The following is a 13,949-nucleotide window of genomic DNA, read 5'->3' as shown; positions in this document are numbered from 1 at the left end:
ATGCCGGGCCAGGAAAATGCTTTGAGCAACGGCTTGGGCAAAGCCAGGCCCGAGGTTTCGATCACGATATGCTCGGGCGGATTCGGGCGGTCGAGCAGCGCTTCCATGGCGGGCAGGAACTCGACCGCCACCGTGCAACAGAGGCAACCGTTGGAGAGCTCGACGATCTGGTCCTCCTCGCAACCCTCGATGCCGCAGCCTTCGAGCACGTCACGATCGACGCCAAGAGAGCCGAATTCGTTGACGATGACTGCGATGCGCCGGCCGTTCGCGTTCTGCAGCAGATGGCGGACGAGGGTCGTTTTTCCGGCACCCAGGAAGCCGGTGATGATGGTCGCGGGAATGCGGGCAGTCATGATGCGGGCTCCAGGGCCGGAATGCGGCCGATGACGGTATGGCGCAGGCTTTCGGGCCGGCGGCTGGGCAATAGCGCGCCGGTGCCGTGCGCCGCATAGGCGCGGGCATAGGTGATGAGGTCGGCCGCGTGGTCGGGGCTGAGGCGGCTCATGAGATAGCCCCATTTTCCTGGGGCGGTCGCCGCGATACTGCAGCCCTCCCCACAGCGCGCGAGGCAGGTGACCGGTTTCAGCGCGAAGGGTTCATCCGGCCCCATCAGGGCCGCGATCCGGTCATGCAGAACGCGGCCGGGGCGTGGCTCATCCGGATGGCCGCAGGTGACGCAGACATGAAGACTGGGCAAAGCACGCTCCCGATACCATCGCCCGGGCGCCGGGCGGAAACGGGGGTGCAACCGGGACCGGTGGGCCACGGTTTCGGCCAAGGATCACACCCAGGGCACCCCGCCCGGGAAGACCGGTCTGCAGTGGATGGCAGGTCTCCTGGCTTGCGGATCAGGCGCCTCCGCCAGCGTCCTTCCCAGGTCCGAAGACCCAGTGGAAAATGCCGGCAAGGCTTTCCGCTCACAGTTGCGGGGGCAGCCGCGGCTTTGGGGCAAAACCCCGCACCGCATTCCCTTTTCATCCTCCGCCCGCGTTCTGCCGGTGGAGGAACCATCGGACTTGATCTAAGAGCCAGCGCCATGGCCCGTCAATCAGAACCCCGCGTGACCCTGATCCTCGGTGGCGCGCGCTCCGGCAAAAGCCGTCATGGCGAGGCGCTGATCGCGGCGCTCCCCCCACCCTGGACCTATGTCGCCACGGCCGAGGCCTGGGACGAGGAAATGCGCGCGCGCATCGCCCTGCACCGCGCCCGGCGGGACCAGCGCTGGCGCACGATTGAAGCGCCGCTCGACCTTCCCGGCGCCCTTCAGGCCGTGGGGGACGCCCCGGTCCTGGTCGATTGCCTTACCCTTTGGCTGACCAATCTCATGCTCGGAGAACGAGATACGGAGGCGGCGACCGCAGCGCTGCTCGCCGCACTCGACGCCCCGAGCACCGCCACGGTGCTCGTCGCCAACGAAGTCGGCCTCGGCATCGTGCCCGAGCACAGGCTGGGCCGGGATTTCCGGGATGCGGCCGGCCTGCTGCACCAGCGCATCGCAGCCCGCGCGGACCGGGTCTTGTTCATGGTCGCGGGCCTGCCAATGGTAGTGAAATGAGCGATACAAGCGAAGACGCCGCCCGCTGGCGGGAGAAGATGGCCCGCCGCAAGGCGGTGCAGGATGCGGAAGTGGCATCCAAGACCGTCGAGAAAGGGCTGCTTCTCGTCCATACCGGCCCCGGCAAGGGCAAAAGCACGGCGGCGATGGGCCTGGCACTGCGCATGCTCGGCCGCGGCCGGCCGGTGGCCATCGTGCAGTTCATCAAGGGTGCCTGGAGCACAGGCGAGCGCTTCGCCTTCGAGGCTTTCGGCGATCAATTGACCTGGCACAGCATGGGCGAGGGCTTCACCTGGGAGACGCAGGACCGCGCGCGGGACATTGCCGCCGCGGCCCGCGCCTGGGAAGAGGCCTGCGCGCAGATGGCGCGGCCGGAGCTCGGCCTGCTGGTTCTGGACGAGCTCTGCATCGCCCTCCGCTACGACTACATTCCGCTGGGCGAGGTGCTGGCAACCCTCTCCGCCCGGCGGCCGGATCTGCATGTCGTGGTGACCGGGCGCAACGCGCCCCCGGCGCTGATGGAGGCGGCCGACCTGGTGACCGAGATGCAGGCGACCAAACATCCCTTCAAGGCCGGAGTTAAGGCGCAGGAAGGCATAGAGTTCTAGGATTCCCTATCCCAAAGACTTATCTTTCACTGCTAACAATCACTGCCCTCTATTCTTTCGGACGAAGACGGACCGAGCCGGTTGCCCCCATTCTCCGCCCCTGCGGGCATCGGCTCCCTCGCCGTTGCCGAGCCAAATCTGGACTGGCTGGACTATGTCCATGCTCCGATCTTCGTGCTCGATGCTGGCGAAGGCGTGCTGCTGCGCTGCAACAAGACGCTGCGCGATATCCTGGCCGCGGACCTGCCAACGGCACCGGCGCCGCTGGCTGACTTTCTCGGCGAGGGGGCGGCCGATTGCATCCTCACCTTCATCCGCGACATGCCGGCGGACGGATCGCGCAACACGCTGAGCGTCACCTGCCCCACCGCAAACGCCCCGCTGATGCTGATCATGCATCTGAAGCAGCTCGCAGACCGTGCCGACGTCTGGGTGATCACCGTTGATGAGCGGACGCTCTTCTTCCAGAATGCCTCTTCCCAGAACGCCGAAGAAACCTTTCGTGGCATCATTCAGGCGCTGCCCATCGGCATCGACCTTTACGATGCCTCCTGGCGCGGCATCTTCTTCAATGCCTATTCCGACAGTCTTTACCTCTACGATCCCTATTACGATCTCCAGAACAACGAGTGGTTCGAGCGGGCTTTTCCCGACCCCGGTGACAGGGCCATTTACAGGGCGCAATGGGTCCAGGCTCAGGCTGCCCTGGAACGGGACCCGACCGTGCCGCAGCATATCGAATGGCGGGTCTTCTGCCGCGACGGCACCTACCGCACGCTGCAGAACATGATGTGCAAGATCGGCACGCACTACGCCTTCATTTACTGGGATATTACGGAGCGCCGCCGGTTGGAGGACGATCTCAGACGGCTCGCCGGCACCGACATGCTGACCGGCATCTACAACCGCCGACACTTCTTCGAGGAGGCGGAACGGATACGAGCCGAGACCGCGGGCGCCGGCCTGCCACTGTTCCTGCTCGCGCTCGACATCGACCATTTCAAGACGATCAACGACCGCTTCGGCCATCGGCTGGGAGACGAAGCGCTGATTGCGGTTGCCCGCCTCACCGAAGCGGCGCTCGGCCCCGGCGAACTCCTCGCCCGCTTCGGTGGCGAGGAGTTCGTGGTTCTTCTCAGGGCGCGGGCGTTCGATGAGGCCTATGCCCTGGCGGAAACGATCCGCGCTGCCGTCGCCGCGCATGCCATCCCGGCCGAGATGGGCCATTTCGGCCTCACCGTCAGTATCGGGCTGGCTCCGATTCACGACCGGACCAAAAGTCTTGACCAACTCATAGAGGCGGCGGATTTGGCGCTTTATGCCGCGAAGCGCCTTGGCCGGAACCGGGTCGCGATCAGCGGCGAGCCGGAAAGTGTATGACACACGCAATTGTCACATTCGCATCGGCGGATCTCTGCTGTTAAACAGAGATCCGAGCATCACAACAGGCCGCAAGCCTTTGCAGGAGTTCACGATGGCTGACGTCGCGCAAGTTTCACCGCGTTTCCGCTGGCCGCTGCTGGCGCTGGCACCGGCCCTCCTTCTGCCCTTCGCGGCGGCCCACGCGGCCGACCCGGCGGCGGCGACGGCCTGCTCGCTGAAACTCCCGCCCGAATCCAAAGCGATCTATGACGCGGCGGCGCCCAAGATGACGCCCACGACCGATATGCGCGACCTGCTGAAATCCACGACCTTCAGCCTTATCATGCAGGGTGAGGTGAAATCCGCCGATGCGCGGCCCTCGGCCATCGCCGCCGCCCACTGCCTGCGCGATCTCAAATAGCGCAGAGCCGCCCGCGCCCCGATTAGGGGCGCAGCACCTGAATGACGCCCCGATTAGGGGCGCAGCACCTCAATGCCGCCCCGGTCAGGGGCGCAGCGCCGCCATGAAGGTTTCGGTGAAACGCTGCGGCGTCCCGGCCCAGACCCGCTCGCGCAGCGCCTGCCACCGCTCCTTCCGCTCGCCGAGTTCCATCGTCAGCGCCTGGTTGATCGCCTCCGCGACCTCGTCGGCGTCGAAGGGGTTGACGATCAGCGCTTCCTTCAGTTCCTCGGCGGCGCCGGCGAAACGCGAGAGAATGAGCACGCCGGGATCGGCGCTCGACTGGGCGGCGATATATTCCTTCGCAACGAGATTCATCCCGTCGCGCAGCGGCGTCACCAGACCCACGCGCGCCACGCGATAGAAGCCTGCGAGGCTTTTGCGGGTGAGCGCCCGCGTCATGTAGCGGATCGGAATCCAGTCGAACTCGGAATAGCGGCCGTTGATGTCGCCCACCAAACGGTCGAGCGAGCGGCGCAGCTGGAGGTAGCGGTCAACATCCTCGCGTGAGCGGGCGGCGACCTGCAGCATGGAAACCTGCCCGCGATGTTCGGGGAAACGGTCGAGCAGGCGGTCGAAGGCACGGAAGCGATTGGGCAGGCCCTTGGAATAGTCGAGCCGGTCGGCACCGATGGCCAGCGCGCGGCTGAAAAGGCTTTCGCGAATGCGCCGCACTTCCGCACCACGGGAGGAGCGGGCGGCAATGTTGGCGAATTCCTCGGCATCGATGCCAATCGGGTCGCTGATCGTGCGGACTTCCCGTCCCTCATACACGAAGCTGCCGTCTTCCGCCGGACTCACGCCGAGGAAGGTCTGCACGCAGGAGAGGAAGGCGTGGCGATGATCGTCGGTATGGAAACCGACGACGTCATAGGCGCAGAGGCCGCGGAGAAGATCCCTGCCGCAGGGCATGGCGTCGAGAATTTCCGGCGGCACGAAGGGAATGTGAAGGAAGAAGCCGAGGCGCTGGCGGGCGCCCTGCGCGCGCAGCGCCTCGCCCACCAGGAAAAGCTGATAGTCATGGATCCAGACGAGGTCGTCTTCCTTCAGCAAAGGCTGCAGGGCCTCGGCGAAATAGGCGTTGACGTGGCGATAGCCGGCATACTGGCCACGCGCGTAATCGAGGAAGTCGAGGCGGTAATGGAGCAGCGGCCACAACGCCCCGTTCGAAAAACCGACGTAATAATCGTGGTATTCCTTATCGGTCACGTCGATGGTCGCATAGGTCACGCCTTGGGCCTCGTGCAGCGTCGGCGTGCGGCCGCCATGGCCGCGCTTGCCGCTCCAGCCGAACCAAAGGGTGCCGGGCACCAGGCCGCTGCCGAGGGCGACGGCGAGGCCACCGGCGCGGGGCGCCTTCTCGGTCGGGATCTGCACCCGGTTGGAAACAATGACGAGGCGAGACAAAGCTTCTCCTTTCGTGTCGGTCGATGCGGCAGGCGAGACAGAAGGTCAGGACGCGCCTTCGTCGAGCCGATCGGCCATGCGGGCGAGCCAGGCGCGAACCTCCGCCGGCGCGCCGCCAAAGGCGCGGGCAACGTGCAAGCCGAGGCCGCCCTGCGCCTCTGCTTCCGCCATGCCTTCCTCGTCGGTCACATCATCGCCGATGAAGACCGGAACGCGCCCGGCAAAGGGCGGCTCCGCCATGAGGTGGCGGACGGCATGGCCCTTGCCGACCCCGGCTGCGCGGACTTCGAAGGCCATCAGGGCGGGCAGCAGTTCCGCGGCACCTGCGGCCGGCGCAACCAGATCGGTCATGAAACGCTCGATCTCGGCTCCGGCTTCGGGCGCCTGGCGGTAATGGATGACGAAACCGACCGATTTCTCTTCCAGAAAGGCGCCCGGCCAACGCGGCAGGGCAGCCTGGATCGTGCCGATCCAGTTCTGCCGCCAGGGAAGCTCGGGACTATGGTCCCGCATCTGGCCATTGGGCAGGCGCAGGCGCGCGCCGTGCTCGGCGGCGACCGCGACGCCCAGGTCTGGAAAGAGACGATCGACATCGGAGAGCGGACGGCCGGTCACGACGGCCACCGCGCCGCCCAGCGCGCGGGCGAGGCGCCGGATGACATCCGCCAGGCCGGGAGCGACCACGACCTGATCGTGGCGGGGCGCGATGTCGAGAAGCGTGCCATCGAGATCGAGGAAGAGGGCCGAGTGCCGGTCGAGCGGCGCGATCGTATGGGAATCGGTCATGCGTTCCTTGCTCTATCCTTGGGGACGAGGCCGAACCTCGGAACCAGGACTAGAGATAGACGCATTCGCCCGAAAAGCCACCCCGCGGCCGGATTTCGGACGTGATGTCGCCCGGTTTCAAGGCTTCGGTTCCGGTTCAGAGGACTTGCGCGCGCGGTTGCAATTTGAACCGCTCGGACCCTAGCCCATCTCCCGGAACGCGTCCGGCACGTGGTGCAATTGGCCCTCGGGCGCCACGAACCAGGCGTCGAAGCGCATGCCCCGCCGTCCCCAATCGGGATTTTCGCCCTGCAGAATGGCGCCGGCGAGAAGAAGACGCTGCTGCTGGCGCGGGCTGATGGCTTCCGCCGCCTTGCGCAGATCGCCACGGCTCTTGACCTCAACCAGAGCCAAAAGACCGTCCCGCTCTGCCACGATATCGACTTCGCCAGCGGCGGTTCGGACGCGCCGGCCATGGATGCGCCAGCCGGCTTGGGCGAGGGCCTGGGCAACCCGCCCCTCCGCCGCGAGACCCTGGCGCTGTGCCTGCCTGCCTCGGGCGGCGCGAGCGGCCGGGTTGTGCGGGGTCTGCCGGCCGGCCGGTAGCCCGCAAACGGGAAGCCGGCCGGCCAAGGTCCTGCCCGGCGTGGTCCGATCCGGTACCGCCGGTACGGCAGGCTGATGGCCGCTTCGCATAGCAACACCCATGGCTGCTCTCCCGCTCTGCAACCAGAGGTAGCAGAACTGGAACGAAGTGAAAACAAAAAACGGTGCCGCGCCCCTGGGCTTGGGCGAACCCTCCCGCTAGGCTCCACCCAGGCAGCAAACAGGGAGCCTCGCATGACTGCGAAAGCCACGGAGAAGGGCATCAGCCTCAGCCGGGAGACGATCGGCCGCCTGTCAAGCGGCGAGGAGGTCACCGAATACCGGCTGCGCAATGAGGCGGGATTTGAGCTGCGCTTTCTCGACCGCGGCGGGATTGTGACCGCGATCATGGCGCCCGACCGCCAGGGGCGCTTCGCCAATGTGACGCTCGATCACGCCGACCTGCCACTCTACGAGGAAAACCCGGGTTATTTCGGCGCCATCATCGGCCGCTTCGCCAATCGCATCGGCGGCGCGTCCTTCACCCTCGGCGGCCACACCTACAGCCTCGCCGCCAATAACGGCTCCAATACCCTGCATGGCGGCACGAGCGGCTTCGACAAGGCTCAGTGGTCGGTCAATGCAGCGCAAAGCGGCCTCACCCTCTCCGCCGTGCTCACCCATACCAGCCCGGACGGCGATGAAGGCTTCCCTGGCACGCTCAAACTCGAGGTCGTCTACAGCGTTCACGAGGCGAACGAGTTCCGCATCGACTATCAGGCGGTGACGACGGCAGAGACCGTGCTCAACCTCACCAACCACGCCTATTTCAACCTCGCCGGCAATGACCAGGGATCGGTGCTCGACCATATCGTCGAAATCAATGCCGAGCGCTTCACCCCTGTCGACCTGACCGGCATCCCGACCGGGGATTATGCCCCGGTCTCCGGCACGCCGCTCGATTTCCGCACGCCCAAGCCGATTGGTGCCGGCATCCGCATCCCGCATCCGCAAATCCTGCGCCAGAACGGCTACGACCATAACTACGTTCTCGACAAGCCAAGCCCGCAGGCGCTGACCTTCGCCGCCCGCGCCTATGATCCGAAAAGCGGCCGCATCATGGAGGTGGAGACAACGGAACCCGGGCTGCAATTCTACACGGCGAACTATCTCGGCGGCGGCTCGGCCGGAACGGCCGGCGTCGCCTATCGCCAATCGGATGCCTTCTGTTTCGAGACGCAGCATTTCCCCGATTCGCCCAACCGGCCGGAATTCCCCACGACCGTTCTGCAACCGGGCCACATTTTCCGCTCTACGACGATCTATCGTTTCAAGACGGACCGCGATTGACGAGGAGAGCCGCCGCTTCCGTTGTGAGGCCAATCGGGCACGACAACCCTGTCACTCGACCTGCTTGGATTGCAATGTGAAACCGCTTCAGCTTTAGATACGGGAAAGGAACAGGTCTGGCGGGAGACGTAACGATGTCCGGAATTGGTGACGCGGCAACAGCCCTTGGCGCGAATGTCGCAACCGCTCTTTACGGGGTGTCGGGAGAGGGCATCAAAATCGGAATCATCTCCGACAGCTACAACGCCAATGGCGGGGCGGCCGCCAACGTCACCGAGGGCTATCTGCCGACCTCCGTCACCGTCCTCAACGACAGTCCGGACGGCACTGACGAGGGTCAGGCGATGATGGAACTCGCCTACCAGATCGCGCCCAATGCCAACTATTATTTTGCCGCCGGCGGTGACAGCGTGGAGTCCTGCGCGGCCGCCGTCACCGCCCTGCAGGATGCCGGGTGCACCGTCATCATCGATGATCTCGGCTATGCGACCGGCGAATCCTTCTTCCAGACGGGAACGGCGCTCGACCTCGCGATCCAGTCGGCAGTCGGCGCCGGGGTGAATTACTTCTCCGCCGCCGGCAATGACGGCGCGGACTATGTCGAGCAAGGTTTCGCGCCGCTCTCTGTCGCCATTCCCGGAATCGGTGCTGTTGTCGCGAACGACTTCGGCAATAGCAACCCGTATCTGGACGTCACCATCCCGCGCGGCGCGAGCGGCAATCTGGTCCTGGAATGGGCGCAGCCTTTTGCCAGCATCGGCACCGGCAGTCCGGGCGCTGCGAACAGCCTCGCCCTCTATCTGCTCGATGCCCAGGGCAATGTCGTTGCCTCCTCGACCGTCGATGAGATCGGCGACAACCCGATCCAGTTCGTCGGCTTCACGAATACCACGGCCTCCACCCAGTTCCGGCTGGTCGTGGTCCAAAACGCCGGCACGACGCCCGCCGGGCAGACCTTCATCGTCAGCAACTCCAACAGTGCGGCATCCATCGTCAGCGCTGGCGCTGGTGGGGGCACGGGCAATATCCTCGGCCACGAACTCCTGTCCGATACCAATGTCGTCGGCGCGGTCACCTATACCGACACACCCGCCTTCGGCAGTCCGCCGGTTGTTGCGAGCTATAGCTCAACCGGCCCGGGCGTGATCCTCTTCGACCAGAACGGCAATCCACTGACGACCCCGGTGACGCCGGGCTCACCGACCTATACCAGCGTCTCGGGCTCCAGCACCACCGTGCCGGGCTTTGAATCCTTCAACGGCACCTCCGCCGCCGCGCCCAATGCGGGCGCGGTCGGCGCCCTCATGCTTGAGGCTGACGGCGGGCTGACGACGGCGCAATTGAGCGACCTGCTCGCCGAGTCGACGATTCCCGTGGCCTCCAACCTGCCCAATACCGGCGCCGGTCTGATCCAGGCCCGCGCCGGGGTGGAACTTGCCAATGCCGCTGGCGGCACGCGCTGGAGCAACGCCGCGGGCGGGAACTGGAACACAGCCGCGAATTGGTCCGGCGGCGCTCAACCGGGCACGGATGGCGCCGTCATGCTGGGCGACGATCTCGGCGCGGTCACCGGCAGCTACACGGTGACGGTCGATACCGCGGGCGATGCGGCGGGCTCCCTCACCCTCTCCGCCCCGGCTGGCTCTACGTCAGCGCTCGTCATTGCCGAGGGCGGCGCGCTCGCGATCGGCGGCTCCGCCGCGGCGAACAGGACGGCGGGCGATTTCCTCGTCGCTGGCAACGGCGTCCTCAAGCTCGACCGGGGCAGCCTCAGCGTCAGCGGATCGCTCAACTCCAACAACGGTAGCATCCTGCTCTCGGCTGGCCAGGCCACGGCCGGCAACTTCACCCAGAATGCCGGCAGCATCACGGTCGGCGGCGGCGCTGCCGACGCGAGCATCACCCTGAATGGCGCCGGCTTCACGGCGACCGGGGGCACCGCCACGATCGACGCCGGGGGGACAATTCAGACGACTGCCTTCGGCGCGTCCGCCGCCACTATCGGCATCGCCGCCGGCGGCACCGTGACCGCGAGTGGAGATGCGACCTTCAACAATACCACTCTCACCGAAGGAGGCACTTTCCAGAGTGCCGCCTTCAACGTCTATGGCGGCGCGGTCGACATCGCCACGACCGGCATGGTGACGACGCAATCCGTCGGCTTGGGCTATTCGCTGGGTGGCATGACGACAGCCGCCTCCGTCACCGTCAACGGCCAGCTTGTCGACCAGGGCAGCCTCGGCATGGGCGTATCGGCGGGCGCCGGCAGCATCGCGATCGGCAGCACGGGCGCGCTGCTGGTCGGAGGCTCCACCAGCGGGGTCGGGATCAGCTTCCTCGGCAGCGGCGGGTTGCTCGATTTCACGAGCGCCGACAGCGCCGTCCTGACGAGTGCGCTCGACGCGCTCATCTATGGTTTCAGCGCCGATACCGGCATCATCGAATTCGGCGCCCTGACCTACAATCCGCTCGACAGCTACGACTATGCCAACGGCTCGCTCGGCATCTATCTCGACGGCACCAACCTCGCCAATCTCGCCCTCGATCCGTCGCTGAGCTATGGCGGCTTCGCCTTCTCGGCAGGCAGCGACGATTCGCTGGAGATCGCGAGCCTCGCCTGTTTCGCCGCCGGCACACGGATCGAGACGGCGCGCGGGCCCGTGGCGGTCGAGGCGCTCCGCCTCGGCGATCAGGTGCGAACGGCAGCGGGCGCGATGCAGCCGGTGGTATGGCTCGGCCACCGTCGCGTCGATTGCGCGCGGCACCCCGAGCCCCAGGCTGTCTGGCCGGTATGCATCTCCGCCGATGCCTTCGGTCCCGGCCTGCCCTGCCGCGACCTGACGCTCTCGCCCGACCATGCGATCTTCGCCGAGGGCGTGCTGATCCCGGTGAAATACCTGATCGATGGCCAGCTCATCCGCCAGCGACCGACTGACAGCATAATCTATTTCCATGTCGAACTGCCGGAGCATGACATTCTGCTCGCCGAGAACCTGGCCGCCGAGAGCTATCTCGACACCGGTGACCGCGCGAGCTTTGCGGAGGGCACGGTCACGGCGCTGCACCCGGCCTGGGGCCAGGCACGGATGGACGTGACGCTGCAGATCGAAGCCGCCAGTTATGCGCCGCTACGCGTGACGGGACCCGAGGTTGACCGGGTGCGGGCGGCACTCAGCCGGCGCACCGCAGCCCAGGCTTTCGCCTTCCTGTCGTCCGTCCGATAGAAGGGGCGACACCCGGTCGCGCACGCGGGCCGGTGCGAACGCCTGCTGCGCTCGGCGCGGAAAAAGGCAGCAGCAGACCTCAGACAAGCGCCGGTGTCTGCGGCATCGGCGGGGCGGCGTGCTGCGCCTTGCAAGGCCTTGACGACATCGGATGACCATTACTGTGGCTTGCGCCTTGCGCCTTTCTGTGCCCGGGCACTTGCCTCATCAGGAAGTCCTAGCGCAGAAATCCCGTTTCCTGCAGCGACGGAACACGCATCCGGACCATTATTCTTTAACTAACCGATTAATCAAGTTATCATGTCTTGGCCGCGTATTCGCGAGTGCTACAGAAGAAATTCTGCATAGAAGGATCTCCTTTCATGATCTCCCCCGAGACCATCGCGACGATCCAGGCCGATCTGTCCGCCCGCGGCGTGAAATATTGCATCGGCGCCTATGTCGACATTCACGGCGTCCAGAAGGCGAAGGTCGTGCCCCTCAGCCATCTGGAGCACATGGCCCATGGCTCGGAGCGCTATACTGGCTATGCGCTGGACGGCCTCGGACAGGCGCCGAACGATGACGAGTTGACCTCGGTTCCCGATCTGAGTCACATCATCCAGTTGCCCTGGGAACCGAAGATCGCCTGGATGCCCGCGGACAACGAGTTCCAGGGCAAGCCCTATCCGCTCAACACGCGCGTCGCCCTCAAGACCATGATTGCGCAGGCGAACGAGATGAGCTTCGGGTTCAATCTTGGCGTCGAATGCGAAATTTTTCTTCTCCGCCAGACCGAGGACGGCAGCCTTATCGTGCCCCACGCCAACGACAAATTGACGAAACCCTGCTACGATGTACAGGGCTTTGTGGACAATTTCTCCTGGCTGGACAACATGGCCTCGGCCATGGATAGCCTGGGCTGGGACCTCTATTCCTTCGACCATGAAGACGCCAACGGCCAGTTCGAATTCGACTTCGCCTATGCCGATGCATTGACCACCTGCGACCGCCTGACCTTCTTCCGCTTCATGGCCAAGCATTACGCCAAGGAGGAAGGCTTGATTGCAACGATGATGCCGAAGCCCTTTGCCGACAAAACCGGCAATGGCGCCCATTTCAATATGTCACTGTACGATCTCGCGACGGGTGCCAATCTCTTCGAATGCGCGCCTGGGGATGATCCGCGCGGCCTCGGCCTCACCGAAACCGGCTATCACTTCATCGGCGGCATTCTGAAACATGGCCGTGCCCTCTGCGCCGCCCTCGCGCCGACCGTAAACAGCTACAAGCGCCTCGTTCGCCGCGGTGCCATGAGCTATTATTCCTGGGCACCGGTCTTCAACTCCTATGGATCAAACAACCGCACCAATTCCCTGCGGGTGCCCGCCGGCGGCGGACGTTGCGAAAGCCGCAATGCCGATGGATCGGTCAATCCCTATCTGGCAGCCGCACTGGTGCTGGCGGCGGGGCTGGAGGGTGTGCGGGAAAAGATCGACCCCGGCACCCCGAACGAAGACAATCTTTATGCCATGAGCGAGGCCGAGCGCCGGGACCGCGGCATCGATTTCCTGCCTCAGACGCTGCAGGAAGCGGTGGCCGCCTTCGCCGCCGATCCGCTGGTCGAGAAGGCACTGGGCGCCGAACTGCGCGATGAGTTCATCCGCATCAAGACCGAGGAATGGGAAGCCTACCACCTGTCCGTAAGCCGGTGGGAAACCGAGCGCTACGCATCCATGTTCTAGGTCCTGAACCAGCCGGGGAAACTGCCTGAAGGGCAGACAGCGTCCCTGCCCTTGTAGTCGTCGTCTTGATCGGCGGCGTCTGCCGTCCGATTGCTTCAGGGATGCATGGGCGGCACGAAGGATAGCGTCTGCGCGCGAAGAACCAGAGCATGAACAGCACGAGCAACGCAGCATCCAGAAGGGGCGGATGAGGTTCGGCAGTGCCGGCGGCGTTGTAGACCTGCACCGCTCAGTCGAGATCGATGGGCATGAGCCATCACCCCAGAGAGGCGGCCGGTTGATCCTGCATGCCGAGCGTCTCGCTCTGATAGACGAGGCGGAGTTTGCGCAGCAGCCGTGCCAGTTCCGCCCGCTCACTGGCTTCCAGAGGGGAGAAGAAGCGGTCGTCGTAATCCCGGGCGATCTGCATGAAACGCGCCACACTGGCGCGGCCCCGCGCCGTAAGCGTTAACTCATAGCGGCGACGCTCCTGCGGCCGGCGCCGCCGCAATACCATGCCTTCCTGCTCAAGATGATCGATGATCCGCACCATGGCGGGTCTGTCCTTGCTCAGAACCTCGCCGATTTCGATCTGACTGATGCCGGGGTTGGCGCCGATCAACATCAATGCCGTGAGTTTGCCGGTGCCGCCGGCGAGCGGTGTCTCCGCAAAGGCCTCGTCATAGGCCCGGTTCACCGCCAGCACGAGCATGCGCATATGGAAGCTGAGGAGATTGGTCAGCGGCGAGATGTCCAAGAGGGCGGGTGCCGGCCTGCGTCGCCGTACCCGGACAAGGGATTTGGCCGCCACCGTCACGTCCCTGCCCCGCCACCGGGTCGCCCGAAACCTTGCATGCCATGCGCTCCTTTTCTTGAAAGCAGGATGAAGTTTAATGTTGCATGGCACAACAGTTTTGTTAGCCTGAA

The 13,949-nt window shown here is 65.1% G+C and carries 13 protein-coding genes and 1 riboswitch; of the genes, 7 read left to right on the top strand and 6 right to left on the bottom strand.

Annotated features, from left to right (window positions below; genetic code table 11):
• Nucleotides 1-356 (bottom strand): GTP-binding protein (locus VL752_RS02590; protein WP_325352177.1); only part of this gene is annotated, 356 nt, incomplete at its 3' end.
• Nucleotides 353-700: a DUF1636 domain-containing protein gene (locus tag VL752_RS02585; protein ID WP_325352176.1), complete on the bottom strand. Its 348-nt coding sequence runs from the start codon at nucleotides 698-700 to the stop codon at nucleotides 353-355. The genes VL752_RS02590 and VL752_RS02585, both read right to left, overlap by 4 nt.
• A gap of 112 nt (nucleotides 701-812) precedes the next feature.
• A riboswitch (cobalamin riboswitch) is annotated at nucleotides 813-1,030 on the bottom strand.
• A gap of 9 nt (nucleotides 1,031-1,039) precedes the next feature.
• Between VL752_RS02585 and cobU the strand changes: the two genes are divergently transcribed.
• From cobU to VL752_RS02565, 4 genes are all read left to right on the top strand, one after another.
• A complete protein-coding gene (gene cobU, locus VL752_RS02580) occupies nucleotides 1,040-1,558 on the top strand; it encodes a bifunctional adenosylcobinamide kinase/adenosylcobinamide-phosphate guanylyltransferase (RefSeq protein WP_325352175.1) in 519 nt (172 codons plus the stop codon).
• Nucleotides 1,555-2,166: a cob(I)yrinic acid a,c-diamide adenosyltransferase gene (cobO, locus tag VL752_RS02575; protein WP_325352174.1), complete on the top strand. Its 612-nt coding sequence runs from the start codon at nucleotides 1,555-1,557 to the stop codon at nucleotides 2,164-2,166. Before cobU ends, cobO begins: the two co-directional genes overlap by 4 nt.
• Before the next feature lie 81 nt (nucleotides 2,167-2,247).
• Complete coding sequence (locus VL752_RS02570) at nucleotides 2,248-3,546, top strand: GGDEF domain-containing protein (RefSeq protein WP_325352173.1); 1,299 nt, start codon at nucleotides 2,248-2,250, stop codon at nucleotides 3,544-3,546.
• Nucleotides 3,547-3,640: 94 nt separating this feature from the next.
• Nucleotides 3,641-3,949 (top strand): hypothetical protein, encoded by a 309-nt coding sequence (locus VL752_RS02565; RefSeq protein WP_325352172.1) that lies wholly within the window; start codon nucleotides 3,641-3,643, stop codon nucleotides 3,947-3,949.
• Between the two features lie 84 nt (nucleotides 3,950-4,033).
• On the opposite strand, the gene VL752_RS02560 is transcribed toward VL752_RS02565, so the two are convergent.
• The 3 genes from VL752_RS02560 to VL752_RS02550 all read right to left on the bottom strand — a co-directional run bounded on the left by VL752_RS02560 (nucleotide 4,034) and on the right by VL752_RS02550 (nucleotide 6,868).
• On the bottom strand, nucleotides 4,034-5,395 hold the full coding sequence (locus VL752_RS02560) for an alpha,alpha-trehalose-phosphate synthase (UDP-forming) (RefSeq protein ID WP_325352171.1): 1,362 nt from the start codon (nucleotides 5,393-5,395) through the stop codon (nucleotides 4,034-4,036).
• 45 nt (nucleotides 5,396-5,440) lie between these two features.
• Nucleotides 5,441-6,181: a trehalose-phosphatase gene (gene otsB / locus VL752_RS02555; RefSeq protein WP_325352170.1), complete on the bottom strand. Its 741-nt coding sequence runs from the start codon at nucleotides 6,179-6,181 to the stop codon at nucleotides 5,441-5,443.
• Between the two features lie 180 nt (nucleotides 6,182-6,361).
• Nucleotides 6,362-6,868, bottom strand: a complete 507-nt coding sequence (locus VL752_RS02550; RefSeq protein ID WP_325352169.1) for a YraN family protein — start codon at nucleotides 6,866-6,868, stop codon at nucleotides 6,362-6,364.
• A 132-nt stretch (nucleotides 6,869-7,000) separates the two neighbouring features.
• Between VL752_RS02550 and VL752_RS02545 the strand changes: the two genes are divergently transcribed.
• The 3 genes from VL752_RS02545 (at nucleotide 7,001) to glnT (ending at nucleotide 13,043) form a co-directional block, all read left to right on the top strand.
• Nucleotides 7,001-8,095, top strand: a complete 1,095-nt coding sequence (locus tag VL752_RS02545) for an aldose epimerase family protein (protein WP_325352168.1) — start codon at nucleotides 7,001-7,003, stop codon at nucleotides 8,093-8,095.
• A gap of 134 nt (nucleotides 8,096-8,229) precedes the next feature.
• Nucleotides 8,230-11,319, top strand: a complete 3,090-nt coding sequence (locus tag VL752_RS02540) for a Hint domain-containing protein (protein ID WP_325352167.1) — start codon at nucleotides 8,230-8,232, stop codon at nucleotides 11,317-11,319.
• Between the two features lie 362 nt (nucleotides 11,320-11,681).
• The gene (gene glnT, locus VL752_RS02535) at nucleotides 11,682-13,043 is read left to right on the top strand and encodes a type III glutamate--ammonia ligase (protein WP_325352166.1); all 1,362 of its coding nucleotides are present in this window, start codon (nucleotides 11,682-11,684) and stop codon (nucleotides 13,041-13,043) included.
• A 256-nt stretch (nucleotides 13,044-13,299) separates the two neighbouring features.
• On the opposite strand, the gene VL752_RS02530 is transcribed toward glnT, so the two are convergent.
• Nucleotides 13,300-13,833, bottom strand: a complete 534-nt coding sequence (locus VL752_RS02530) for a MarR family winged helix-turn-helix transcriptional regulator (protein WP_325352165.1) — start codon at nucleotides 13,831-13,833, stop codon at nucleotides 13,300-13,302.
• Between the last annotated feature and the right edge of the window lie 116 nt (nucleotides 13,834-13,949).

Origin of the sequence: Acidisoma sp. (genome assembly GCF_035492295.1) — a bacterium.
Lineage (GTDB): Bacteria > Pseudomonadota > Alphaproteobacteria > Acetobacterales > Acetobacteraceae > Acidisoma.
The sequence above is the reverse complement of the archived record's forward strand: the minus strand, read 5'-3'. Positions and strand labels throughout refer to the sequence as shown.